The sequence below is a fragment of the Streptomyces sp. NPDC002176 genome (genome assembly GCF_044903645.1).
In the GTDB taxonomy this organism is placed as follows: Bacteria; Actinomycetota; Actinomycetes; order Streptomycetales; family Streptomycetaceae; genus Streptomyces.
This window is the reverse complement of record NZ_JBJDQW010000001.1, coordinates 860,391-883,001: the sequence shown is the minus strand read 5'-3', so window position 1 is coordinate 883,001 and position 22,611 is coordinate 860,391. Positions and strand designations below refer to the sequence as shown.

Sequence of the window (22,611 nt, the reverse complement as noted above, 5' to 3'; positions counted from 1 at the left end):
GGTCCGACGGCGCACTGTGGCGACCCTGTGCCGAACCCCGTCAGGGCCCTGTCTCACCGCGGGGGCGCTGCGTACACTCGCCGCAACAAGGTGATCACCGGTGTCTCGGGGGGTGCGTCATGGGTGCGGAACCCGCACCGCGCCGGGAGGTGGTCACCGGAGCCCCCGGCACCGGCCGCCCCACCCGTACCGGCATGGCGCACGCGCGACGATCGGGCCACGACGACGCCACTGTAAAAAAGTTGATGCGCCGTCAGCTGCGGTCCGGCCTCGGCGCGTGCTCCCTGCTCGCCCTTCCCCTCGGACTGCTCCCGGTGGTGTTCCGGCTGCTGCCGCCCGGTGACACGAGTCGGGGCGCCGCCTGGCTGCTGCTGGGTATCGCGCCCTACCCCGTCCTGCTCGCCACCGGCGCCTGGTACATCCGCCGCGCCGAGCGCAACGAGGGTGACGTGACCGGGCGTTGAACCAGACCTACGGAATGGCCGGGGTGTCCGCCGTGGTGCTCGCCACGGCACTCGTCGGCGCGCTCGGCCTGCGCATCTCCCGGACCACCTCCGACTTCTACGTGGCCTCCCGCACCGTCGCCCCCCGCCTCAACGCCTTCGCGGTGAGCGGCGAGTACCTCTCCGCCGCCTCCTTCCTCGGCATCGCCGGACTGCTGCTCGCCCAGGGCGTCGACATGCTCTGGTTCCCCATCGGCTACACCGCGGGCTTCCTCGTCCTGCTGGTCTTCGTCGCCGCCCCGCTGCGCCGCTCCGGCGCCTACACACTGCCCGACTTCGCCGAAGCCCGGCTGGAGTCGCGGGCGGTGCGCCGGATCGCCGGGATGCTCGTGGTCGGCGTCGGCTGGCTGTACCTGCTGCCTCAACTGCGGGGCGCGGGGCTGACCTTGCGGCTGCTCACCGGCGCGCCCGGCTGGCTCGGCGGGCTGGTCGTCGCCGTCGTGGTGACCGCCGCCGTCGCCGCCGGGGGCATGCGCAGCATCACCTTCGTCCAGGCGTTCCAGTACTGGCTGAAACTCACCGCCCTGCTGGTGCCGGTGGTGTTCCTGCTCGCCGCCTGGCACGCCGACCGCGCCCCGCTGCCCGCCTGGGACGAGCGGCCCGTCTTCCACCGGTCCACCGAGGTCCATGTCGACCGGCCGGTGCACGTCACCGTGCGCGAACCCGTACGCGTCACCGTCTCCGGCAGCGTCGACGGACACCCCCTGCGCGGGGCCGCCCTCACCCTCACCGGGGGCCGCCACCACATCGGCGCGCACACCGACCTCCGCTTCCCCCACGGCGCCCAAGTGCCGCTGCCGGACCGGGCGACCGGCTCCGCCTCGCTCGCCCCGAGCCGCGGCGAACACGGCCTGTACGCCACCTACGGGCTGATCCTCGCCACCTTCCTCGGCACCATGGGCCTGCCCCACGTGGTCGTCCGCTTCTACACCAACCCCGACGGCCGCGCCGCCCGCCGCACCACCGTCATCGTGCTCGGCCTGCTCGGCGCGTTCTACCTGCTGACCCCCCTGTACGGCTCGCTGGCCCGGCTGTACGCGCCCGATCTGCTGCTCACCGGCGACACCGACGCCGCCGTACTCGTGCTCCCGCAACGGCTGATCGGCGGGGTCGGCGGCGACCTGCTCGGCGCGCTGGTCGCGGGCGGCGCCTGCGCGGCCTTCCTGTCCACCGCGTCCGGGCTCACCATGTCCGTCGCCGGGGTGCTCGCGCAGGACGTGCTCCCGGCGCTGGGCCTGAGGCACTTCCGGCTCGCCGTCGTACCGGCCATCGCCGTGCCCACCGCCGCCGGGACCGTGGTCGGCGGGCTGCCGGTGGCCGACGCGGTCGGGCTGGCGTTCGCCGTGTCCGCGTCCTCCTTCTGTCCGCTGCTGATCCTCGGCATCTGGTGGCGCGGTCTGACCCCGCCCGGTGCCGTCGCCGGGCTGATCCTCGGCGGCGGCTCGGCGCTCACCGCCGTCACCGCGACCATCGCGGGCGGCGCCCGCTCCGGCTGGACGCACACCCTGCTGGCCTGGCCCGCGGTGTGGTCGGTACCGGTCGGCTTCGCGGCGATGGTGCTGGTCTCGCTGGCCACCCGGCGCCGGGTACCGCCCGGTACGGCGGCCACCATGGCGCGGCTGCATCTGCCGGAGGGGCGGGCGTGAGGTGGCGGACGTGAGCGTGCTCGGGGTGCTGCTGCTGGCCGTCGCGGGACTCGCGCTGTTCGTGCTGGGGGCCGCGCTGGGGCATGTCGCGCTCCGCCGTCAGCAGGCCAACCCGGCGGGCCCCGGCACCCCCGTCGAGCAGGCCACCTTCCACACCCTGCACACCGCCTCGCTGGCCGCGCCCCCGCTGCGGGCCGGGCTCACGCCGGACACCGCGCGGAAGGCGGCGCGGCGGCTCCGGCCGTTGCTGGGGACCGGGGCGCTCGCGCTCGCGGACGAGGAGTCCGTGCTCGCCTGGGACGGGGCGGGCGAGCATCACCGTGCCCAGGTCACCGAACGGCTGCCCGCCGTAGTGCGCGGCGGCCGGACCCAGAGCGTGGACCTGGACTGCGCCCGGGCGGACTGCCCCGTACGGCAGGGGGTGCTCGCCCCGCTGACCGTGGACGGCCGGGTCACCGGCGTGCTCGCCGCCTTCGGCGACGGGGAGTCCGGGGTGCTGCGCCGGGCCGCCGAGGAGGTCGCCCGCTGGGTCTCCGTGCAGCTCGAACTGGTCGACCTGGACCGGGCCCGCTCCAGCGTGATCGAGGCCGAGATCCGCGCCCTGCGCGCCCAGATCTCCCCCCACTTCATCTACAACTCCCTGGCGAGCATCGCCTCGTTCGTCCGCACCGACCCCGAGCGGGCCCGTGAACTCCTGCTGGAATTCGCGGACTTCACCCGCTACTCGTTCCGCAGAGGCGGCGACTTCACCACGCTGGCCGAGGAGTTGCGCTCCATCGAGCAGTACCTCGAACTCGCCCGCGCCCGCTTCGGCCGCCGCCTCGCGGTCACCCTGCGGATCGCGCCCGAGGTGCTGCCGGTGACCCTGCCGTTCCTGTGTCTGCAACCACTCGTGGAGAACGCGCTCAAGCACGGTCTGGAGGAGTCCGCCGAGCGCGGCCGCATCACGATCATCGCGGAGGACGAGGGCACCGAGGCCCGCGTCGTCATCGAGGACGACGGCGTCGGCATGGAACCGGACCGCCTCCGCGCCCTGCTGCGCGGCACCGCCGGACCCGACACCGGCATCGGCCTGAGCAACGTCGACCGCAGACTGCGCCAGGTGTACGGAGACCCGTACGGTCTGGTCATCGAGACCGGCGTGGGCGCCGGCACGAAGATCACCGTACGGGTCCCGAAGTTCCGCCCCGGCTCGCGCCAGGGGTGAGCGTCAGGTCCAGCGGCCGTTGGGCTGCTTGCGCTCCTGCTGCTGCCGCTGGTTGTGCGGCTGGTCCTTGGCCTGACGGGCGGCCGCCTCGGGGATCTGGGTGTGGTAGTAGAGCTGCTTGCCCTGCCCCCGCGCACCCAGGCCGTGATGCCCCTTCACCGGAGAGTTTTTACGCATGACTCGACTCCTCGCTCGCATCAGGTCTGCGTGTCCAGGGAGATGTCCAGGGAAAATGTGTCAGGGGAGATGTGTCAGGGGAGATCCGGTCACCGGCGTACGACGGCGCCCGTTTCGTCACGATTCATGGTATGTCCGCTCCGCCATTCGGGCGACCGGGCCGGGCCCCGTTTCGAGGTGCGGGCGCGGGGGCGCGGTGCGACGCTGACTTGGTGCATACCTCTGAGCTGACTCCTGAGATCCGTGCCGCTCTGAGCGAGCCGAGGCCGTACCCCGCCATCACCCTGGTGATGCCGACCGACCCGGACTTCCCCTTCAGCGAGAAGGACCGCATCCTGCTGCGCGACCTCGTCACCGAGGCCAAGCGCCGCCTGGCGGAGGACCCCGACGTCTCGCGGGAGACCCGGCTGGAGCTGCGGAACCACGTGCTGGACACCTCGGTGATCGAGCAGGTGGCCGACCCCTTCCACCCCGACGACGCCATGGTGGTCTACGTGGCCGCCGACGAGCCGGTCCAGGTCTGGCAGATGACCTCCCTCGCGCCGGTGCGCCCGCGCGTGGAGTTCGCCGACCAGTTCCTGACGCGGTATCTGGAGGCCGCCGAGCAGCGGTCCCGGCCGTTCCTGGTGCTCGTCCTGGACCAGGAGATGTGCCGCCTCTATCACGGCTCGGTGAAGCGCCTGGACGAGGTCGAGCACCACGGCTTCCCGTGCGCGCCGGAGATCCCGTCGCCGGAGGACGCGCTGCCCGGCGCGATTCCGCACTCCGCGCCCTACGAGGGGCACAAGGCGCGGGTCGAGCAGTACCTGCGCATGGTCGACAAGCGTCTCGGTGACGCCGTCGAGGAACATGGCGGGGACCTGCCGCTGTTCGTCATCGGCGGCGACAAGATCCTCGCGGCGTTCAAGGCCGTCACCACGCACGGCGACATGGTCGCGGGCACCCTGCCGCTGACCGGGATGGACAAGGACCGGGCGAAGGACCTGATGAAGCGGCTGGAGCCGGTCCTCGCCGAGTTCCGCGACAAGCAGGTCGCGGAGGCCGTCGACGAGCTGGGCGAGGCGCGCGGGCTCGGCAAGTACGCGGGCGGGCCGCTGGAGGTCTGGACGGCCGTCGCGGACAAGCGGGTCGCGCGGCTGCTCGTGGAGGAGGGCCTCGACCTCGCGGGCCGGATCACCGAGGACGGCCGGGTGCTGGAACTGGTCGAGGTGCCCGAGCCGGTCACCCTGCCCGACCCCAGGCCGGACGTCGAACCGCCGCCGCACACCATGGGCGTGGCCACCGACATCATCGAGCAACTCGTCGACCGGGCCGTCGACGCCGACTCCCAGATCCTGTTCGTCCCCGACGGCACCCTCGCCGAAGCCGGGGGAGTGGCGGCGCTGCTCAGGTACTGACCTGCTCACGGGTGTTCAGGACGGTGGTACGGAACGACGCGACCACGGGCCGCAGATCGACCGCGTGCCAGGCCGCCCAGAGCCGAACGGACATGTGCAGCCAGGGCAGTTCGCGCACCGTGACCCCCGCCACCGGTCCGCGCAGCATGCTGCGCTGGATCAGCGCCACCCCGAGCCCGGAGGCGACGAGCCCGAGCGCGGTCAGCGGCTCGGACGCCTCCAGGCGGATGTCCGGCGTGAACCCGGCGGCCGCGCAGGCGGCGATGAACTCGTCCCGCCAGGCCGGGCGTCGGCTGTTCTCCACCGCGATCCACGGCTGCTCCTCCAGGTCGGCCGGGTCCACCCCGGCCGACTCGGCGAGCGGGTGCCCGGTCGGCACGGCCAGCAGCAGTGGGTCGTCGGTCAGCAGCGCGGCCCGCAGGTCCGGGTCGTCCTCGGCGGGCGGCTCCGGGACCAGGGCGATGTCCAGGCTCCGCTGGCGCAGACCCTCGAACTGCTCGGCGGCGGGGAAGTTGTAGAGGGCGACGTGAATGCCCGGCCGTTCGTCGTGCAGTTCCCGCAGCGCCCGCGGCAGCACCCCGGTGTGCATGGCGTCGACCGTGTACCCGATGCACAGCCCGCCCTCCTCGCCCCGGCCGAGCCGACGGCCCAGGTTCTCCAGCCGGTCGGCGTGCCGCAGCAGCGCCTTGGCCTCGGAGAGGAAGACCCGCCCGTCCGCGGTGAGCCGGATACGCTGCTGGCTGCGCTCGAACAGGGTCAGCCCGAGGTTCTTCTCCAGCTGGGCGATCTGGCGGCTGAGCGGCGACTGCGAGATGTGCAGGCGGTCGGCCGCGCGGCCCACATGCTCCTCCTCGGCGACGACCACGAAATAGCGGAGCTGGCGCAGATCCAGCATATGAGACCTCCAGGGACTCAAGTATGTCCAAGCAAGTCTTGGACAGTCTCAAGCTTCGATCCTAGCCTCGACAGAGCAAGAACCGCGGACCACCGCCAAGGCCGCGAAACCCCGCAAAGGCAAGGCTCACGCTCCTATGGGTATCAAGTCCCTCCTCCCCGGCCCTCTGGGCTTCGGCACCGCCCCGCTCGGCAACATGTTCCGCGCCATCCCCGAGGAAGAGGCCGCCGCGACCGTCGCCGCCGCCTGGGACCAGGGCATCCGCTACTTCGACACCGCGCCCTTCTACGGCGCCGGTCTGTCCGAGCTGCGCCTCGGCGAGGCCCTCGCGGGCCGCCCGCGCGACGACTACGTGCTCAGCACCAAGGTCGGCCGCGTCATCCACGACGACATCGAGGACCCGGCCGCCCGCGAGCTGGGCGAGAAGGGCGGCCTCTTCGAGCACGGCCGCCCCAACCGGATGACCGACGACTACACCGCCGACGCCACCCTGCGCTCCATCGAGGACAGCCTGAAGCGGCTGGGCACCGACCGGCTGGACATCGTCTGGGTCCACGACATCGCCCAGGACTTCCACGGCGACCAGTGGCTCGCCCGCTACGAGACCGCCCGCACCGGCGCCTTCCGCGTCCTGCAGAAGCTGCGCGACGAAGGCGTCATCAGGGCGTGGGGCCTCGGCGTCAACAAGGTCGAGCCGATCGAGCTGACCCTCGACCTCGACGAGCCCCGCCCCGACGCTTTCCTCCTCGCGGGCCGCTACACCCTGCTCGACCACGACCGCGCCCTCCAGCGGCTGCTCCCGGCCGCCGCCGAACAGGGCGTCGACATGGTCGTCGGCGGCCCCTACAGCTCCGGAGTGCTCGCTGGCGGGCGGCACTTCGAGTACCAGGAGGCCCCGCGGGCCATCCTCGACAAGGTCGACCGGATCAAGGCCCTGGCCGAGCGGCACGGCGTCTCCATCAAGGCGGCGGCCCTCCAGTTCGCCCTGGCCCACCCCGCCACCGCCGCCGTCGTCCCCGGCGCGACCCGGCCCAGCCGCATCGCCGAGGACGTGGCCGCGCTGCACGAGACCGTTCCGGCCGCGTTCTGGGCCGACCTGCGCGCGGAGAACCTGATCTCCGCCGCCGCTCCCGTCCCCACCGTCTGACCCCAGCCCGGAGAAGCACCATGGCAAGCACCAGCACCCACATCGACGTCCCCCACACCCCCGAGCACGTCTGGCGGCTCATCGGCGGCTTCGGCTCGCTGCCCGACTGGCTCCCCTACATCCCCGGCAGCACCCTCTCCGAGGGCGGCCGCGTCCGCACCCTCACCAACGCCGAGGGCGGGGTCATCGTCGAACGCCTGACCGCCTTCGACGAGGAGGCGCGCAGCTACACGTACGCCATCCTGGAGGCCCCCTTCCCGGTCACCGGCTACCTCTCCACCCTGACCGTGCGCGACCTCCCCGAGCCCGGCACCGCCCGCGTCGAGTGGTCCGGCACCTTCACCCCGGCCGGCGCCACCGAGGAGGAGGCGGTCGCCCTGTTCCACGGCATCTACACCGAGGGCCTGGCGGCACTGGAACGGACGCTGCGCGAAGGGGCGTGACCTCGGGCGGGGTCCGTCTCGGTACGTTGCTGCCCCGCACGCTCACGGCAGCGGACGCGTGCCCAGGAGTACGGCACCGAGATGGGCTATGCCCGCGCCGAGCAGGACGTACGTCTCCGGCTCGGCCGGTCGTTCCGGGGCGGCCGACTTCGTGTCCGCCTGCCGGTCGGCGAGGTTGATCAGCGGATCGCTGCCCTGGCAGTGGGCCACCCGGCCCACCCCCTCCAGCGCGATCCGGTCGGCGGGGAAACCGGCCTCCGCGAGATACACGCGCATCACATGGCGCGCGAAGTTGCTGGGCAGCACGAGTGTCCTCGCCGGGCGGAAGGGATGCCGCGTCGCCAGCCGGGCGAACACCTCGCGGTACGCGTTCATCCGCGAGGTGAGCTGCTGGTGCGCGGACCCGCCGCCCGACTCCTGGTCCGGGGCGGCATGGTGGGCCAGGGCCAGCACCGGCAGACCGGCCGCCTCCGCCGACACGAGCGCCGAGGCCGCCCCGTCGCTGGCGACCGCCGCGCCGCCCGCCACGACCCGCTGACCCCCGGTCGAGATGTCGGCGAGATCACCGCTCACCACCATGACGTGACGGGCGGTGCCGTCCCTGACGAGCGAGGCCGCGGTTCCCACCGCGGCCATGGCCGTGGCGCAGTCCATCAGACCGACCGTCATCACCGTCGCCCCGCTCATCCCGGTCTCCGCCAGGAACTCCGAGACGTCCCGGTGCGCGGCGCGGCCCGGTGGCAGTGAGTCGGTGGCCAGCAGCACGATGTCGATCTCGCTGCCCGGCACTCCGGAACGCGCGAGTGTCCGATGGACGGACGCGGTCATCAACTCGACCATCGGTGCCTCGGACCAGTGGTAGGTGACGAACCCGGCCGAGGGGGAGGTGAGGTCGGCGGCCTGGGACCCCGCCGACAACTCGGGCAGGTCGGCCACCGGCTCGGCGCACTCGCCCAGTTCGTAGGCGGGGGCGCACAGACGTGGAGTGATCACCGGCGGCCCTCCCGGGACGCTTCCCCGGCGGCGGCGGTGAACAGCTCGGCCAGCCGCCGGACGGTGGCCTCCTCGTACAGCTCGGTGTCGTACTCGAGCCAGCCCGTCACCCCGTCGGCACGGGGATAGACCGCCAGGGTCAGGTCGTAGCGGGCGATGCCCTTGTCGACGTCGGACGTGGACACGGCGGCCCCTTGGAGGGTGCGGGTGGTCTCCCCGAGGTTGTCGAAGACGAACACGGCGTCGAAGAGGGGGTGTTCAGCGGGGACCCGGCGCGGGACGCGGATGAGTTCCCCCGGGTACGCCGCGTGCCGCAGTCCCTCGCGGGAGAGCGTGCGGGCGGCCCGTACGCGGGCGGCCCAGGAACCGTCACCAGGGTCGCGCAGCCGCACCGGCAGCACATTGAGCAGATAGCCCACCGCCGCCTCGGCGCCCGGCAGGTCCCGACCGGCGGTGAAGGTACCCAGCACCACGTCCGCGCGTCCTCCGAACCCCTCCAGGGCCGCCCAGGCCACCGCGAGCCAGCCCGCGTACGCGGAGGCGGCCTCGCGCTTGGCCAGCGCGGCGATCCCCGTGGCGACGTCGGACGGGAGCGAGAACGCCACCCGGTGTCCGTTCCGTGCCGTGGTCCCGGACCGCGGCCGGTCCGTCGGCAGGGGCGGGGGCGGGGCGTCGACCACGGCCGCCCAGTACGCGGCCGCGGCACGCCCCGCGTCCCCGGCCACCCACGCCGCCTGTTCCCGGGCCCAGCGGCTGAACGGGACCACGGAGGGCGCCGGTGCGTCGGCAGCACCGTCGAGCGCGTCCAGCAGCATTTCGAAGGACCAGGCGTCGAAGACCAGGTTGTGCACGACGACGAGCAGCCATGCCTCCTGGACGGTGGCTCCCGTGGCCAGGACGACGCGCAGCAGGGGACCGTTCGCCAGATCGAACGGCTCATGGGCCAGTTCCCGTGCGCGGGCCTCTGCCTCCTCGGCCGTCGCGCAGTGGGAGCGGGTCAGCCGGGGCGGCAGCGCCTCGTGGACGACCGGCCGGACCTCACCCCCGGTCTCCTCGAACGTGGTGCGCAGCGCTTCGTGGTCCCGGACGAATCCCTCGACGCGCGCGGCCAGCCGATCGAGGTCGGCCGTCGCTCCCGTGAGGCGGACGGCCTGGCAGACCACGTCCGCGGGTCGCCCGCCGATCGCGTGATGGGTCTCCCACAGCCTGAGCTGACCCGGTGTCAGCCGCTCCTGCGGCCGGGTCCCCAGCACCTTGGCGCGCAGCAGCGCGCGCTGCTGCGGGGTGAGGGCCGCGAGCCGGGCGGTGAGGGCGGCCGACGGTGACGAGGTCATGCGTAGCGCCTCCGCAGTTCGTTGAGCTGGCCGAGGCTCTGGACGACCAGGTCCTCGTCGACGCCGAAGTCGATCAGGGAGGCGATCTCGGTGACCCCCATGCCCTTGAACCGCTCGACCACGGCCATGCAGGAGTCGGGCGTGCCGAGCAGGGCGCCCTTCTCGAAGTACTTGTCGAAGGCGAACCGGACCAGTTGCTCGGCGTCGCCCTCCGACATGTCCCGGACGCCCGCGCCGGGCGCGAGGTTCTTCTTCTGCGAGTCGATGACGGTGAGGAAGGACCGGAGGTACTGGCTGAAGGGCGGCCAGACCGTCTCGCGCACCTCGTCGAGGTCGGTGCCGATGAACGTGTGCAGCATGAGGGTGACCGTCACGTCGTCCCGGTCGTGCCCGTGCGCCTCGAGCGTCTTGAAGTAGAGGTCGAGTTTGTCCTCCAGCTCCTCGTTGGTCATGTCGATGAGGGCCGTCAGCACGTTGCAGCCGAGCCGGCCGGCCATCTCGAAGGTCTCCGGGCTCTTGGTGCAGGTGAGCCAGACCGGCAGTTCGGGCTGGACCGGCTGCGGATGCAGTTCCACCTCCACGTGGTTGCCCAGACCGTCCTGGACGGTGACCGGTTCGCCCTCCCACAGCTCGCGGATCGTGGTCACCGCGTCGAAGGTGCGCTGTCGCCGGTCCGCCCAGCCGGACGGGTTGATGGCGAAGTCGACCGGGCTGAAGCCGGTGGCCAGGGCGATGCCCACCCGCCCCTGGGACAGGTTGTCGACGACCGCCCACTCCTCGGCCACCCGGATCGGGCTGTGCAGCGGCAGGATGACGCTGCCCGCCCGGATCTGCAGCCGCCGCGTGGCCGTGGCCAGTGCCGCGCCGAGCACGGACGGGTTCGGGTACAGCCCGCCGAAGCGGTGGAAGTGCCGCTCCGGCGTCCAGATGGCGGTGAAGCCGTTCTCGTCGGCGTACCGGGCGGCGTCGAAGACGAATCGGTACTTCTGCTTCTCGTCGCCGGAGAAGAAGATCAGGCTGAAGTCCATGGTCAGTGCCCCTCTCGCTGGGGTTCGTCGGCGCCTTCGCCCGGGGCCCCGCCCGCGGCCTCGGACAGCAGCCGCTCGGTGAGGTCCGGGTCCAGCGCGGCCAGTTCCGCCGCCAGTGCCTCGATCTCGTCGGCGTCGGCGTCGGCGGGTACGGCGGCGCTTTCGGCCTCCACCCGGGCGTCCAGGCGCTGCTGGACGAGTCCGGCCAGGGCGGCCGGTGTCGGATCGGCGAGCACGTCGGCCAACGGCACCTCCACGGAGAAGAACTCGCGGATGTCGGACAGCAGCTTCACGATGAGCAGCGAGTCGCCGCCGGACTCGAAGATGTCGCCGGACGGCGGCAGCGACTCCTCGCCCAGCGCGTCCCGCACCAGCCGGGTCACCTGCTCGGTGAGGTCACCCGCCGTCTCCGTCCCGCCGCGTGGGCCGGGCGCGGCGGTGGGGGCGGTCGGCCGTGCGATCCGTTCGTCGCGCACCCACTGGTCCAGGCGGTGCCCGATGTCCCACGTGGACACCGCCACATGGGAGACGTCCCGCAGGGTCAGCAGTCGGCGGATGGCCTCCAGCCCCTCGTCGGGCTGGATCGCCTTGTCGTCCATGCTCCGCCCGATGGCCGAGATCGCCCGCTTCTCGTCCTGGTGGTGCTGCCAGACGTCCCAGGCCGCGCTGATCCACACCGTGCGGTCCAGGCCCCGGTTGGCCCGTTCCGCGGCCGCGTCCATGAAGTGGTTGGCCGCGCCGTAGGCCAGCAGCCGCAGCCCACCGAGGACTCCCGCCAGCGAGGAGAGCATCAGGCAGAAGTCGACCGGACGGTCGGCGAGCACCTGCTCCAGGGCGATCTGACCGTGCGCCTTGGGAACGAAGTGCCACTGGCACTGCTCCACGCCCGCGCCGGTGATCGCGCGGTCCCACTGCTCGCTGGGCAGGCCCGCCGCGTGGACCACGCCGTGCAGTGCCCCGAAGCGCCCCTCGACGCGCTCCACGGCCGCGCGCAGACCGTCGACCTCGGCCACGTCCGTGTGGACCAGGAAGGTCTCGGCCCCGGCGGCTTCCAGCTCGCGCAGCCGCGTGATGCGCAGTGCCGTCTCGTCGTCGGCGTCATGACCGGCGAGCCAGTCGTCCCACTCCGCGCGGTCGGGCAGCGGGTCCCGGGTCAGCAGGGCCAGCCGTGCCCCGCACTCCTGGTACAGCCACCGGGCGATCAGGGAGCCGATCTCGCCGAGGCCGCCCGTGATGAGGTAGACGCCGCCGTCCCGGAGCCGGGACCGGGCCGCGGCGGACCAGTCGGCGCGCACCGGTGCCAGGTCGGCGGTCCAGCGGCTGTCGCCGCGCAGGGTGACGGCCAGCTCCGGCGACCGCTGCCCGGTGAGCTCGGCGGCGAGGGTGCGCAGCGAGCGCTCGTCCACGTCGGCCGGGAGGTCGAAGTGGCGTGCGCCGATGTTGCCGTGCTCCTGGCCGATGACCCGGGCCGCGACCGCCAGCGACACCAGTTCGGCGGCCGGTTCCGGTTCGGCGGACGTGACGGCGTACGCTCCGGCGCTGATCAGGTCCAGCTGGATCGGGCTGGTGACGTCGTGCTTGCTGAACGCCTTCACCAGGGCGATCAGGCTGTACAGCCCGCCCCGCTGGGCCTGTTCGAACCGCTCGATTCCCCGTTCGGCGGGCAGCGGAGCGGTGGACCAGGCGTGCACGATCCGGCCGGGCAGCCGGTTCTCGGCGAGGAGTTCGCCGACCAGTCGGCTGTGGTCCTCCTCGGAGTCGGCCTGGACGGTGAAGGCGTCACCGTCCCGGCCGTACGCGTCGCCCGCGGTGACGGTGAGCACCGCGCCCGCGAAGGCGTGCCCGGCGAGGCGGGCGGCGGTGCCCTCGGGGTCGGCGAACAGCAGCACGGACTCCGTCAGCGGTTCGGCGTCGGCGTCGAGCGTGCCCACGGCGGGCCGCCACACCGGCGTCGAGAACCACTCGTCCAGGGGCAGCTTGCCCGGCGTGCGCCTCGTGGTGCCGCCCGCTCCGGTCAGGACGCCCGAGCCGGGCTCCACCCAGTACCGGGTGCCTTCGAAGGGGTACGTGGGCAGGGGAGCCTTGCGGCGGCCGCGGCCCGCGTAGTAGGCCGCCCAGTCCGGGGTCAGTCCCATCGCCCACAACCGGCCCAGGGCGGCGGTCAGCGCGGTCAGGTCGGCGGCCGGGTCCTTGCCGCGGGCCGTGGAGGTGATGACGGGAATCCCGGTCTGCCGGTCGGGATGGCGGCGGACGAAGGTGGCCAGGGTGTGACCGGGACCCACCTCGACGAAGACCTGGTCCCCCTCGTCCAACGCGGTCGCCACACAGTCCGAGAACCGGACCGTCTCCCGCAGGTGCGCCCCCCAGTAGGCGGGGTCGGTGGCCTCCTCGTCGCGGATCCAGGTACCGGTCCGGTTGGACAGGAAGGGGATTCGCGGACGGCGCAGTTCGACCCCGCGCAGCACCTCCGTGAGGGGCGCCCGCGCGGCCTCCATCAGGGCGGAGTGGAAGGCGTGCGAGGTGGCGACCTTGCGGTGGGTGATGCCTGCCGCGGTCAGCGCCGCGGTCACCTCGCCCATCGCCTCCTTGGGCCCGGCGATCGTGCACACCCCGGGCTCGTTCACCGCCGCCAGGTCGACTCCGTCGACGAGGTGGCGGGTCACCTCCTCGGGGGTGGCCATCACCGCCCGCATCACACCACCGGGCAGCGCGTCCACGAGACGGCCGCGCTCGGCGATCACCCGCAGGGCGTCGGGCAGGGTGAACACCCCGGCCAGGGTGGCGGCGACGTACTCGCCCACGCTGTGGCCGATCAGGGCGGAGGGACGGATGCCCCAGGACATCCACTGCCGCGCCAGCGCGTACTCGACGGCGAACAGGGCGGGTTGGGTGAGCGCGGTGCGGTCGAGGTCCAGCCGCTCGCCCTCGTGGCCGCGCGGTTCCGGGAAGAGGGCGTCCCTCAGGTCGAGGGCGAGGTGGGGGGTCAGCAGTTCGGCGCACTCGTCGAGGGTGGCGCGGAAGACGGGCAGGTGCTCGTACCAGCCCCGGCCCATGCCCGGGTACTGGGCGCCCTGTCCGGGCAGCAGGAAGGTGACCCGGCGGTCGGCGGGGTGGCCGGAGTCCTGGAACACGAACCGGGGATCGGCGGCGCGCAGCGCCTGTACGGCGGTCGCCCGGTCCGGCGCGGTGACGACGGCCCGGTAGTCGAAGGTGTGCCGGGTGGTGGCCTGGGTGTAGGCCACGTCGTCCAGGTAGGTGTCGTCGGCCGCGTCGGTGGAGTCCCGCGGCGTGGTCTCGTCCAGGTGGTCGGCGAGCGCGTGACGCGCCTTCTCCAGCGCCGCCGGTGACTTGGCGGAGACCGGGATCACGACCATGGGGGGTGCGGTCGCCGTCCCGGCGGGGGCGGCCGCGGTCCGCGGCGCCTCCTCCAGGACGATGTGCGCGGTGGTTCCGCCCATGCCGGTGGAGGTGACGGCGCAGCGCAGCGGGCCGTCACCTCCACCGGTCCGCCACGGCCGGACCTCCGTGCCGACCTGGAAGCGGGTGCCGTCGACCGGGCAGTCCGGGTTCCACTCGGTGAAGTGCGGGGTGGGCACCAGGGTGCGGTGACGCAGCATCAGGACGCACTTGATCAGCCCGGCGACCCCGGCCGCCGTACTGAGATGCCCGATGTTGGCCTTGACCGAGCCCAGGGTGAGCGGGGTGGCGCCGGGCACCTGGTACACCTGGGCGGCGGCGGACAGCTCGATCGGGTCGCCCATCCGGGTCCCGGTGCCGTGCGCCTCCAGGTAGCTGACCGTGGCCGGGTCCACGTCGGCGACCGCGAGGGCCTCGCCGAGGACGGCGGCCTGACCGGAGACGCCGGGCGCGGTGTAGCCGGCGCGGTCGTTGCCGTCATTGCCCACCGCCGAGCCGCGCAGCACCGCCCAGATGGTGTCCCCTTCGGCCAGCGCGTCCTCCAGGCGCTTGAGCACGACGACTCCGACGCCGTTGCCGAAGACGGTGCCGTCCGCGTTCGCGTCGAACGGGCGGACGACCCCGGTGCGCGAGGTGACGCCGTCGGGCTCGTGGACGTAACCGGCCTCCTGCGGGAAGCGCAGCGCCACCCCGCCCGCCAGCGCGACGTCGCACTCCTGGGTCAGCAGGCTCTGCGCGGCGAGGTGCACCGCGACCAGGGAGGTGGAGCACGCGGTCTGCACCGCGATGCTCGGGCCGGTGACCTTCAGGTGGTAGGAGGCGCGGGTGGTCAGGTAGTTGGGGTCGTTGCCCATCAGCGTGGCCATGTCCTGGTGCATGCGCTGGAGCGAGCCGTTGAACCCGCGCTCCCCGGTGAGCACGTTGTTCAGCAGATACGTGCTGGTCATCGACCCGGCGAAGATCCCGATACGGCCGTCGTAGACCTCCGAGTCATGCCCGCTGTGCTCCAGCGCGGACCACGCCGCCTGGAGGAAGAGCCGCAACTGCGGGTCCATGCGCTCGGCTTCGCGGGAGCTGAGGAAGAAGAACGACGCGTCGAACTTGTCGGTGTCCTCCACGACGGCCGCCCGCCGCACGTAACGGGGGTGGGCGAACGCCTCCTCCGGCACCCCCGCGGCCCGCAGGGTCTCCTCGTCGAGGTCCGTGAGGTGGCTCGTGCCCGCGACGAGGTTGCGCCAGAACTCGGTGTGGTCGCGGGCGCCCGGCAGACGGCAGTCGAGGCCCACCACGGCGATGCGCCCGGACAGGGGGTCCTGGTGCGGCTGTTCAGTCACGTGTGCCTCCTGAGGCGCTGTCATGAGCCTCGCCGGGCAGCGGGCTCGGATACGGGCTGCGGGGGGTGCGGGCCGACGTCCGGCGGGGTGCGCGGGCCGCCGCGCGGCGGCGCTCGCCGCGGCTCTGTCCCCAGGCGGCACCGGTCGCGGACGATCCCGCGCCGGACGCCGAGATCAGCCGGACCAGGGAGCGCACCGTGGGCGCCTCGTACAGGTCGGTCATCCGCAGGCCGGGGGCGACGGTGCGGGTGAGGAGCTCGTGCACGCCGGTCATGCGCAGCGAAGTGCCGCCCAGGTCGAAGAAGTTGTCGTCCGGGCCCGGCCTGCGCACCCCGAGCACCTCGCGCCAGGCGGCGACGACGGCCTCCTCCACGCCCGTGCCGGGAGTCTGCGGGCGGCCCTCGGACGGGCCCTGCCGGTCCTGCTCGGTGACCGGGTCGGGCAGCGCGGCCCGGTCGATCTTGTGGTTCGCCGTCAGCGGCAGCTCGGCCAGGGCGAGGTACGCCGTGGGCACGGCGTGGTCGGGCAGGACCCGGCGCAGCGCGGCCCGCAGGACCGGCCCCTCGGGTGCGACGCCGTCGCCGGGCACCACGTACGCGACGAGCTGACGTTCGCCCAGCCGGTCCGTGAACGGCGCGACCACCGCCTCCCGGATCTCCGGCAGCTGTTTCAGCGCGCTCTCCACCTCGCCGGTCTCCACCCGGATGCCGGAGATCTTCACCTGGAAGTCGCGGCGTCCGACGAGCAGCAGCGTCCCGTCGTCCAGGCGGCGCGCGAGGTCGCCGGTGCGGTAGGTCCGTCCGTCGGCAGTGGCGCCCGGGGCGAGGTGGTCGCTGACGACGACGATCTCGCCCTCGCCCGCGCCCTCGACGGTGCGGCCGTCGGCGTCGGTGAGCCGCACCTCCGTCCCGGTCACCGGGAAGCCCAGCGGGAACACGCCGGTCGGCGGCCGGTAGCCGAGGTCGGCGACGCGCAGCAGGGCGCAGGAACACTCGGTGGACCCGTACGCACCGGCCACGCGGCACGCGGCGTCGAAGTGCCGTCGGCAGGCATCCAGGTCGGCGAGGTGCAGGGTGTCCCCGCCGAGGGCCAGCATCCGCATCGCGGGCAGCCGGATGCCGCGGCTCTCCATCGCCCGCACCAGCGCCCGGAACACCGGCAGCGTCGAGTGGTAGACGCTGATCCGCTCGGTGTGCATCCACTCCAGCAGGCCCGTGACCCCCAGCGCCTTGAGGTCGACCGGGTACAGCGCGGCCCCGGTCAGCAGGGCCGAGAAGGTGTCCTGGACCGCCGAGTCCCAGCTGTAGGCGGACTGCAGCGACAGCCGGTCGGCCGGGCCGACGCGCAGACCGTCGACCCAGGCCCTGGTGTGGTGCAGCACGTTGCGGTGCGGCTGGGACACGGCCTTCGGCCGCCCCGTGGACCCGGAGGTGTAGAGCACGTACGCCTCGGCGTCGGGGAGGGCGCGGTCGACGTCCGCCTCGGCACCGGGGTGGGCGGGCCGTGTGAGGTCCTCGTACGACAGCACCGCCCCGGCGGGCAGCCCGGCCTCGGCCGCCAGACGGGTCGCCAGGGCGGACTGCGGGCCACCGGTGACCAGGGCGTGCACGCCCGAGTCGGCCACCATGAAGGCGAGCCGCTCCGGCGGATACGACGCGTCCAGCGGTACGTACGACAGCCCGGCCCGCAGTACGCCGAGCAGGGCCGCGATCATCTCCGCGCCGTGGGAGAACAGCAGCCCGACCCGTTCTCCCGGGTTCAGGCCCGCGGCACTCAGCCCCTGGGCGACCCGTGCGGACCTCTCGCGGGTCTCCGCGTAGGTCCAGCGGGCCTGCGGGGTGACGACCGCCTCCCGGCCGGGATGGGCGGCGGCCATGGCCAGGAACCGGTGGGACAGGGTGCGGGCCTCGGCGGGGGCCGGGAAGGGGCGGTGACCGCCGACAGCGTCGGGTGCGGCGGGCCCGGGGGCGTTCGTCCTCAGGGGACTCACCTCTGTCCGTAGTCGAAGATCACGGCTGGGTGCGCCGGGCGTTCGCGCAGCTCCGCGTATGCCTCGGCGGCCCGCTCCAGCGGCAGTCTGGGCAGGCCCAGCAGGTCCGGCCGGATGGCTCCGGCACCGATCAGGTCCAGCGCCCGCCCCAGGTTCTCGGTGACGGTGCCCTCGCCCTCGGGCGCGGTGACCTCGGTGAGCCCGCGGGCGTACGACGGATCGCGGTATCCGGCACCGCAGCGGGCCGCGTAGCGGATGTCCACGTTGCCCAGCTCGACGCTGAAATCGACGCGCGCGGTGAAGCGGCCCACCCCGATCAGACGTGGTCGGCCCGGGGCGCGGGCCGCCCAGTGGGCCGCCGCGGCGAGCGTGTCGCCCGCCTCGCCGGTGACGCACAGGAAGACACAGCGGCCGCCCTCGGCCGGTGCCGCCGCCCGGTCCTCGGGGAAGCTGCGTCCGACGTGGGCGCCCAGTCCCAGGGCCGCCGCGGTGGTCGCCCGGTGCGGACGCACGTCCAGGACGGTGGTCCGGTGTCCCCGGGCGGCGGTGATCTGCGCGATCAGCAGGCCGACCATCCCGGCGCCGACGACCGCGGTCTCGTCACCGGGCCGCAGCACCGCACGGTCCACGGCGTGCACGGCCGTCGCGGCGAGGTTGGCCACCACCGCGTCCGCCAGATCCATGTCGTCCGGGACGGGACGGCACAGCCGGTGCGGTACGACGATCACGTCACCGTGCACGGCCTCGCCCCAGCCCATCGCGATCACCCGGTCCCCGACGGCGAACCCGGGCGCGTCCGCGCCGACCGCGTCCACCACACCGGCCGAGCAGTAGCCGAGAGGGAAGTCCTGTGCCGTGTCGGCGAAGCGGTCCAGGTAGTGCAGTTCGGTGCCCGGGCTGACCAGGCTGTACGCGGCCCGGACCCGTAGCTCGCCGACGCCGGGCGGGCCGGTGCGCACCTCCCCGACGCGCGGCAGCGGGTGCCCGCCCGCGAGGAGTCGGCGCGAGGCCAGGTGGGCGGTGCCGGTCGGCATCACTCGTTCCCCTCTCGTCGCGCCGCCCTGTCCGCGGCGGTCTCGTCCGGGTCCGTGCCCTCCGGAGCCGCGATCCAGCGCGCGTCGGGGACGATGTCCAGTTCCTCCCGGTGGCCCGGGATGGGCCCGGCCGGTATGACCGCGTCGGCCTGCTCGTAGGAGGCCCGCCGGTTGCGTTTGCGCTCCAGACCCAGGTTGAGGCCGCGCAGTTCGACCGGACGCACGGACAGCAACCGGTGCGCGACCGCCGCGGAGACCGCGTCGGCACCGGCTCCGGTACGGACGAACACGCGCCCGTGCTTGGTCTGTTCGCTGCGGTTCACGCTCGCGGCGAAGATGTTCGGGTCGCCGTCGCTGACGCTCACGTCGGCGAGGCCCGACATCCAGTCGCCGCACGAGAGGCAGCGGTGGGTCTTGTTGCCCGCGAAGTCGCGCACGGCCTGCCAGAACGGGACGGTGTGCCGCTCCCCGTCGTCGGTGCGGATGGCGATGTCGCCGGGATAGTCGCCCTCGCGGTAGCGCAGCCGGACCACCGACTCGGCCGGGACCAGGGCCCGCCGTTCGATCACCGAACGGGTCCCCTCGGGGCGGGTGCTGGAGGAGCAGGCCGGTTCCAGCATGAGCACCACATGGTCACGGGCCCACCGGCCCGCCCCGGTGTCCATCCCCTGGAGCTTGCGCATGGCCTGGATGTGGCAGGCCACGCCCGTCAACGCCACCCTGGCATCGGGCTCCTCGTCCATCACCTGACGCAACGCGCCCAGGTAAGGCGCCAGTTGGTAGGTGGACTGGGCGGTCTCGGTCAGCTCCGCCGGGTCCCGGACGACCGCCGGAGCGGCCCGCCACGGCTCGTCGGGGTCCCGGCCCATCGACAGGACGACATCCACGTCCAGGGCCAGCAGGGCGGTCTGCAGCAGCGTGGTGAGGCTGCCCCCGCTGGCGGAGGACTCGTAGACCGAGGGGGCGAGGGAGTGCCCGGCGAGCACCTCGGAGAAGATGCCGGTCCACCGTTCCTCCGGGGTACGGGTCCGGCCGAACAGACGCTCCTCGGAGCGCGGGGTCTGCGGGTCGGACCCAGGGCAGACGTCCAGGCAGTCGCCGCAGGTGCCGCAGTCGGACTCGGTCCAGGCGGGCTCGGTCAGCACCGGGTTGAGGCCGTCGAAGCCGATGACACCGGGCGGGCAGGCCAGTTGGCAGGCTCCGCACACCGTGCACAGGGCGTTCTCCAGCACGTCCTTGGCCAGCTGTTCGAAGCTCATCGCCGGATCTCCGCCCCCGCGTCGGCCGCGACGGGCAGGGCGCGGCCCGCCTCCTCGATCGCCGCGGTCAGGCTCGTGATCAGGAAGTCGTAGTCGCTCCCGCTCAGCAGCGCGGGCGGGACGATCTTGATGGTGGCGTCCTCCGGGCCGCCGCCGAACAGCAGCAGCCGTCCGCGCAGCGCGGCCTCCCTGACCCCGCGGGCCAGACCCGGGTCGGGCCGTCCGTCCAGGACGCAGTCGAAGGCGGCCAGCGCACCGGCCGTGCGCACCCGGTTCAGCCACGGGAAGGTCTTCGCCAGCCGGGCCAGATCGTCCGCCAGCAGTCCGCCCAGGGTGCGGGCCCGGGCGGGCAGCGCCTCGGCCATCACGGTCTCCAGCACCGCGGCGGCCGCCGCGCAGCTCACCGGGCTCCCGGAGAACGTGGAGGTCTGCACCCCGGCGGGCAGCGCGTCCACCACCTCGCGCTCGCCGACGACGGCGCCGATCGGGAACCCGTTGCCGAGTGTCTTGCCCACGAGGGTCAGGTCGGGCGTCTCGGACATGAGCTCGGCGGTGAACATCCGGCCCGCGCGCCCCAGCCCGGTGTAGATCTCGTCCAGCACGAGCAGCGCTCCCCGCGCGTGCGCGGCCCGGGCGATCTCGTCCAGCAGGGCGGGCGGGACGATCAGAACGCCCTCGGTGACCTGCACCGGTTCCAGGAAGACGGCGGCCGTCCCGCCCAGCCGGTCGGCGCGGTCCAGCGCCGCTTCGAGACCGGCCAGGAACGCGGCCGTGTCCTCGGGGCTCACCGCTCCGGGGCCGCGCAGTTCGGGCAGGGACGCGGTGACGACGGCGTCGGGCGGAAGCGCGCTGTACCGCCTGAACTCCGCTCGCCAGGTCAGTCCCAGGGCGCCGGCGGTCTTGCCGTGGTACCCGTGGGTGAAGCCGACCACGGTCCGGTGCCCGGTGGCCGCGCGGGCGATCTTCAGCGCGCTCTCGACCGCCTCGGCACCGGTCACCGTGGGCAGCACGGCGGGCGACCGGTACGGGGAGAGCTCGCCCAGTCGGCGCACGAGGTCGGTCCGGGCGTCCGAGCCGAGCTTGCAGCCGGTGTGCACCAGTCGGCCGAGCTGGGCCGTGGCCGCCGCGACGACCGCGGGGTGCTGATGGCCCAGCGTCGCCGCGCCGCTGCCCGACGTGGCGTCGAACCAGGCGGTGCCGTCGGCGGTGTACAACCAGGGGCCCTGTCCGCTGTGGAACTCCGGCCCCAGAGTGGTGCCGGTGGACCGCGCCTCTGCCACGGTTTTCTCGCGGTTGCTGTTCATCGTGGGGTGACCTCGGTGATCGTCGCGCCGACGGCACGCTGTACCTCGGCGAAGTCGGGAAAGGACGTCCGGTGGCAGGCACCGCCGGACACGGTGGTGCGGCCGGGCAGACGGGTCGCCAGGGTCGCGGCGGCCATGGCGATGCGGTGGTCCTCGTAACTGGGCACACGACCGGCGGACAGCGGTGCGCCGCCCTTCACCAGCAGCCCGTCGTCGGCGACCTCGATCCGAGCCCCGAAGGCGGCGGCCATACCCGCCGTGGTCGTCAGCCGGTCGGTCTCCTTGAAGCGCAACTCCTCCGCGCAGCCGATCCAGGACGCACCGGGGAGCGTGCTGGCGACGGCTGCCAGGAGAGGTACCTCGTCGATCAGCGCGTGCAGGGTGGCGGGGTCGTCCACGCGTACGCCGTCGACGCCCTCGGTGCCGCCCCGGACCACGATCGTGCCGACCGGCTCCCCGCTGGACCCCGGGCGCGTGTCGCGGTAGCGGATGTCGGCGCCCGCCCGGCGCAAGACGTCGAAGAAGCCGAGCCTGGTCGGGTTCAGACAGACGTCCGGCACGCTCAGCTCCCCGCCGTCACCCGTGAGCAGCCACGCGGCCACGGGGTACGCGGCGAGCGAGGGGTCGGCGGGTACGTCGACGACCGGCGGCACGGTGACGGGGCCGCCGTCATAGCGGACTTCGCCGGGGGACTCGGTCAGGGCCGCGCCGAACGCGGCGAGCATGCGCTCGGTGTGGTCCCGGGAGCGCACGGGATGGCGCACCGTCACCGGGAGACCGGCGGCGACCGCGGCGAGCAGCACTCCGGATCTCGCCTGGGCGCTCCCGACCGTCAGCTCGACGGTGCCGGGCCGGTGCACCGCGCCGCGCACCAGCACGGGCAGCCGACCGGCCTCGCCCAGGTGGACGATGTCCGCGCCGAGCCGGGTCAACGGCTCGACGAGCCAGGACATGGGCCGGTGCCGCAGGGTCTCGTCGCCGTCGACCACGGCGGTGGTGCCGAGACCGGCGAGCACACCGATGAGCAGCCGTGCGGCGGCGCTGGACCCGCCTGTCTCGAGGTACGGCACGCCGTCCGGCCAGCGTGAGATGTCCGGGTGCGGGCGTCCGGGCTGCGGGGTGACGAGGCCGCCGTGCTCGACCGTGAGGGTGTCCTCGGCCATGGTGATGCGGTGTCCCAGGGCCCGCATGGCCGGGAGCAGCGCGCGCACCGCGCCGCCCAGGTTGGCGTTGCGCACGGTGAGCCGGGACGGGGCGCCGGGAAGCATCGCCGCCAGCAGGGCGCGATGGCTCACCGATTTGTCGCCGGGCACCGTGACGGAGCGGGCGGCCACCGGGTGCGGCGGCCGTCCCCCGTCCACCACGAGGTCGGCCGATCTGGTTCCCGGCCTGTCGAAGGGTGACGTCTCAAGCACGCACATGCTCCATAACGTGATCTGCCGTCCGTGGGGGGAGGGGCACGGCCAAGGCGGCGCGCGGGCACGGCTCTCGGCCCGCACCCCG

Annotated in this window: 17 protein-coding genes; 6 read left to right on the top strand and 11 right to left on the bottom strand. The window is 73.5% G+C overall.

Translation table 11 applies throughout. The features are described from left to right. Positions 1–119: 119 nt before the first annotated feature. Genes ACI2LY_RS03825 through ACI2LY_RS03815 form a run of 3 tightly spaced genes read left to right on the top strand, consistent with a single transcriptional unit; the run spans position 120 to position 3,356 of the window. On the top strand, positions 120–464 hold the full coding sequence (locus ACI2LY_RS03825; RefSeq protein ID WP_404705705.1) for a hypothetical protein: 345 nt from the start codon (positions 120–122) through the stop codon (positions 462–464). 14 nt (positions 465–478) lie between these two features. Then, positions 479–2,149 carry a cation acetate symporter gene (locus ACI2LY_RS03820; protein WP_404706471.1) on the top strand — a complete coding sequence of 557 codons (1,671 nt, stop codon included), beginning with the start codon at positions 479–481 and terminating at the stop codon, positions 2,147–2,149. A gap of 10 nt (positions 2,150–2,159) precedes the next feature. Beyond that, entirely contained in the window at positions 2,160–3,356 is a 1,197-nt protein-coding gene (locus ACI2LY_RS03815) for a sensor histidine kinase (RefSeq protein WP_404705704.1), read from the top strand. Positions 3,357–3,359: 3 nt separating this feature from the next. On the opposite strand, the gene ACI2LY_RS03810 is transcribed toward ACI2LY_RS03815, so the two are convergent. Next, a complete protein-coding gene (locus ACI2LY_RS03810; protein ID WP_217463662.1) occupies positions 3,360–3,533 on the bottom strand; it encodes a hypothetical protein in 174 nt (57 codons plus the stop codon). 212 nt (positions 3,534–3,745) lie between these two features. Here ACI2LY_RS03810 and ACI2LY_RS03805 point away from each other — a divergent pair, with 212 nt between their 5' ends. Beyond that, on the top strand, positions 3,746–4,930 hold the full coding sequence (locus tag ACI2LY_RS03805) for a hypothetical protein (RefSeq protein WP_404705703.1): 1,185 nt from the start codon (positions 3,746–3,748) through the stop codon (positions 4,928–4,930). Here ACI2LY_RS03805 and ACI2LY_RS03800 read toward each other — a convergent pair. Beyond that, positions 4,920–5,825, bottom strand: coding sequence for a LysR substrate-binding domain-containing protein (locus tag ACI2LY_RS03800; protein WP_404705702.1), 906 nt, complete (start codon positions 5,823–5,825; stop codon positions 4,920–4,922). The genes ACI2LY_RS03805 and ACI2LY_RS03800 overlap by 11 nt on opposite strands. 136 nt (positions 5,826–5,961) lie before the next feature. Here ACI2LY_RS03800 and ACI2LY_RS03795 point away from each other — a divergent pair, with 136 nt between their 5' ends. Beyond that, positions 5,962–6,972 (top strand): aldo/keto reductase, encoded by a 1,011-nt coding sequence (locus ACI2LY_RS03795; protein WP_404705701.1) that lies wholly within the window; start codon positions 5,962–5,964, stop codon positions 6,970–6,972. Between the two features lie 20 nt (positions 6,973–6,992). Beyond that, a complete protein-coding gene (locus tag ACI2LY_RS03790) occupies positions 6,993–7,415 on the top strand; it encodes an SRPBCC family protein (protein ID WP_404705700.1) in 423 nt (140 codons plus the stop codon). 42 nt (positions 7,416–7,457) lie between these two features. On the opposite strand, the gene ACI2LY_RS03785 is transcribed toward ACI2LY_RS03790, so the two are convergent. From ACI2LY_RS03785 to ACI2LY_RS03745, 9 genes are read right to left on the bottom strand one after another with little or no spacing between them, the layout of a single operon-like run. Next, on the bottom strand, positions 7,458–8,408 hold the full coding sequence (locus tag ACI2LY_RS03785) for an acyl carrier protein (protein WP_404705699.1): 951 nt from the start codon (positions 8,406–8,408) through the stop codon (positions 7,458–7,460). Continuing rightward, positions 8,405–9,742: a condensation domain-containing protein gene (locus ACI2LY_RS03780; RefSeq protein WP_404705698.1), complete on the bottom strand. Its 1,338-nt coding sequence runs from the start codon at positions 9,740–9,742 to the stop codon at positions 8,405–8,407. Before ACI2LY_RS03780 ends, ACI2LY_RS03785 begins: the two co-directional genes overlap by 4 nt. Continuing rightward, the gene (locus ACI2LY_RS03775; RefSeq protein ID WP_393912201.1) at positions 9,739–10,770 is read right to left on the bottom strand and encodes a MupA/Atu3671 family FMN-dependent luciferase-like monooxygenase; all 1,032 of its coding nucleotides are present in this window, start codon (positions 10,768–10,770) and stop codon (positions 9,739–9,741) included. Before ACI2LY_RS03775 ends, ACI2LY_RS03780 begins: the two co-directional genes overlap by 4 nt. Positions 10,771–10,772: 2 nt before the next feature. Next, positions 10,773–15,521 carry a beta-ketoacyl synthase N-terminal-like domain-containing protein gene (locus tag ACI2LY_RS03770; protein ID WP_404705697.1) on the bottom strand — a complete coding sequence of 1,583 codons (4,749 nt, stop codon included), beginning with the start codon at positions 15,519–15,521 and terminating at the stop codon, positions 10,773–10,775. After that, positions 15,514–17,511 (bottom strand): non-ribosomal peptide synthetase, encoded by a 1,998-nt coding sequence (locus ACI2LY_RS03765; RefSeq protein WP_404705696.1) that lies wholly within the window; start codon positions 17,509–17,511, stop codon positions 15,514–15,516. The genes ACI2LY_RS03770 and ACI2LY_RS03765 overlap by 8 nt, the downstream gene beginning before the upstream one ends. Then, entirely contained in the window at positions 17,508–18,545 is a 1,038-nt protein-coding gene (locus tag ACI2LY_RS03760; protein ID WP_404705695.1) for a 3-hydroxyacyl-CoA dehydrogenase NAD-binding domain-containing protein, read from the bottom strand. Before ACI2LY_RS03760 ends, ACI2LY_RS03765 begins: the two co-directional genes overlap by 4 nt. Continuing rightward, complete coding sequence (locus ACI2LY_RS03755) at positions 18,545–19,804, bottom strand: Coenzyme F420 hydrogenase/dehydrogenase, beta subunit C-terminal domain (protein ID WP_404705694.1); 1,260 nt, start codon at positions 19,802–19,804, stop codon at positions 18,545–18,547. Before ACI2LY_RS03755 ends, ACI2LY_RS03760 begins: the two co-directional genes overlap by 1 nt. Beyond that, on the bottom strand, positions 19,801–21,108 hold the full coding sequence (locus tag ACI2LY_RS03750; RefSeq protein ID WP_404705693.1) for an aspartate aminotransferase family protein: 1,308 nt from the start codon (positions 21,106–21,108) through the stop codon (positions 19,801–19,803). The genes ACI2LY_RS03755 and ACI2LY_RS03750 overlap by 4 nt, the downstream gene beginning before the upstream one ends. Then, positions 21,105–22,523, bottom strand: coding sequence for a 3-phosphoshikimate 1-carboxyvinyltransferase (locus tag ACI2LY_RS03745; protein WP_404705692.1), 1,419 nt, complete (start codon positions 22,521–22,523; stop codon positions 21,105–21,107). Before ACI2LY_RS03745 ends, ACI2LY_RS03750 begins: the two co-directional genes overlap by 4 nt. Between the last annotated feature and the right edge of the window lie 88 nt (positions 22,524–22,611).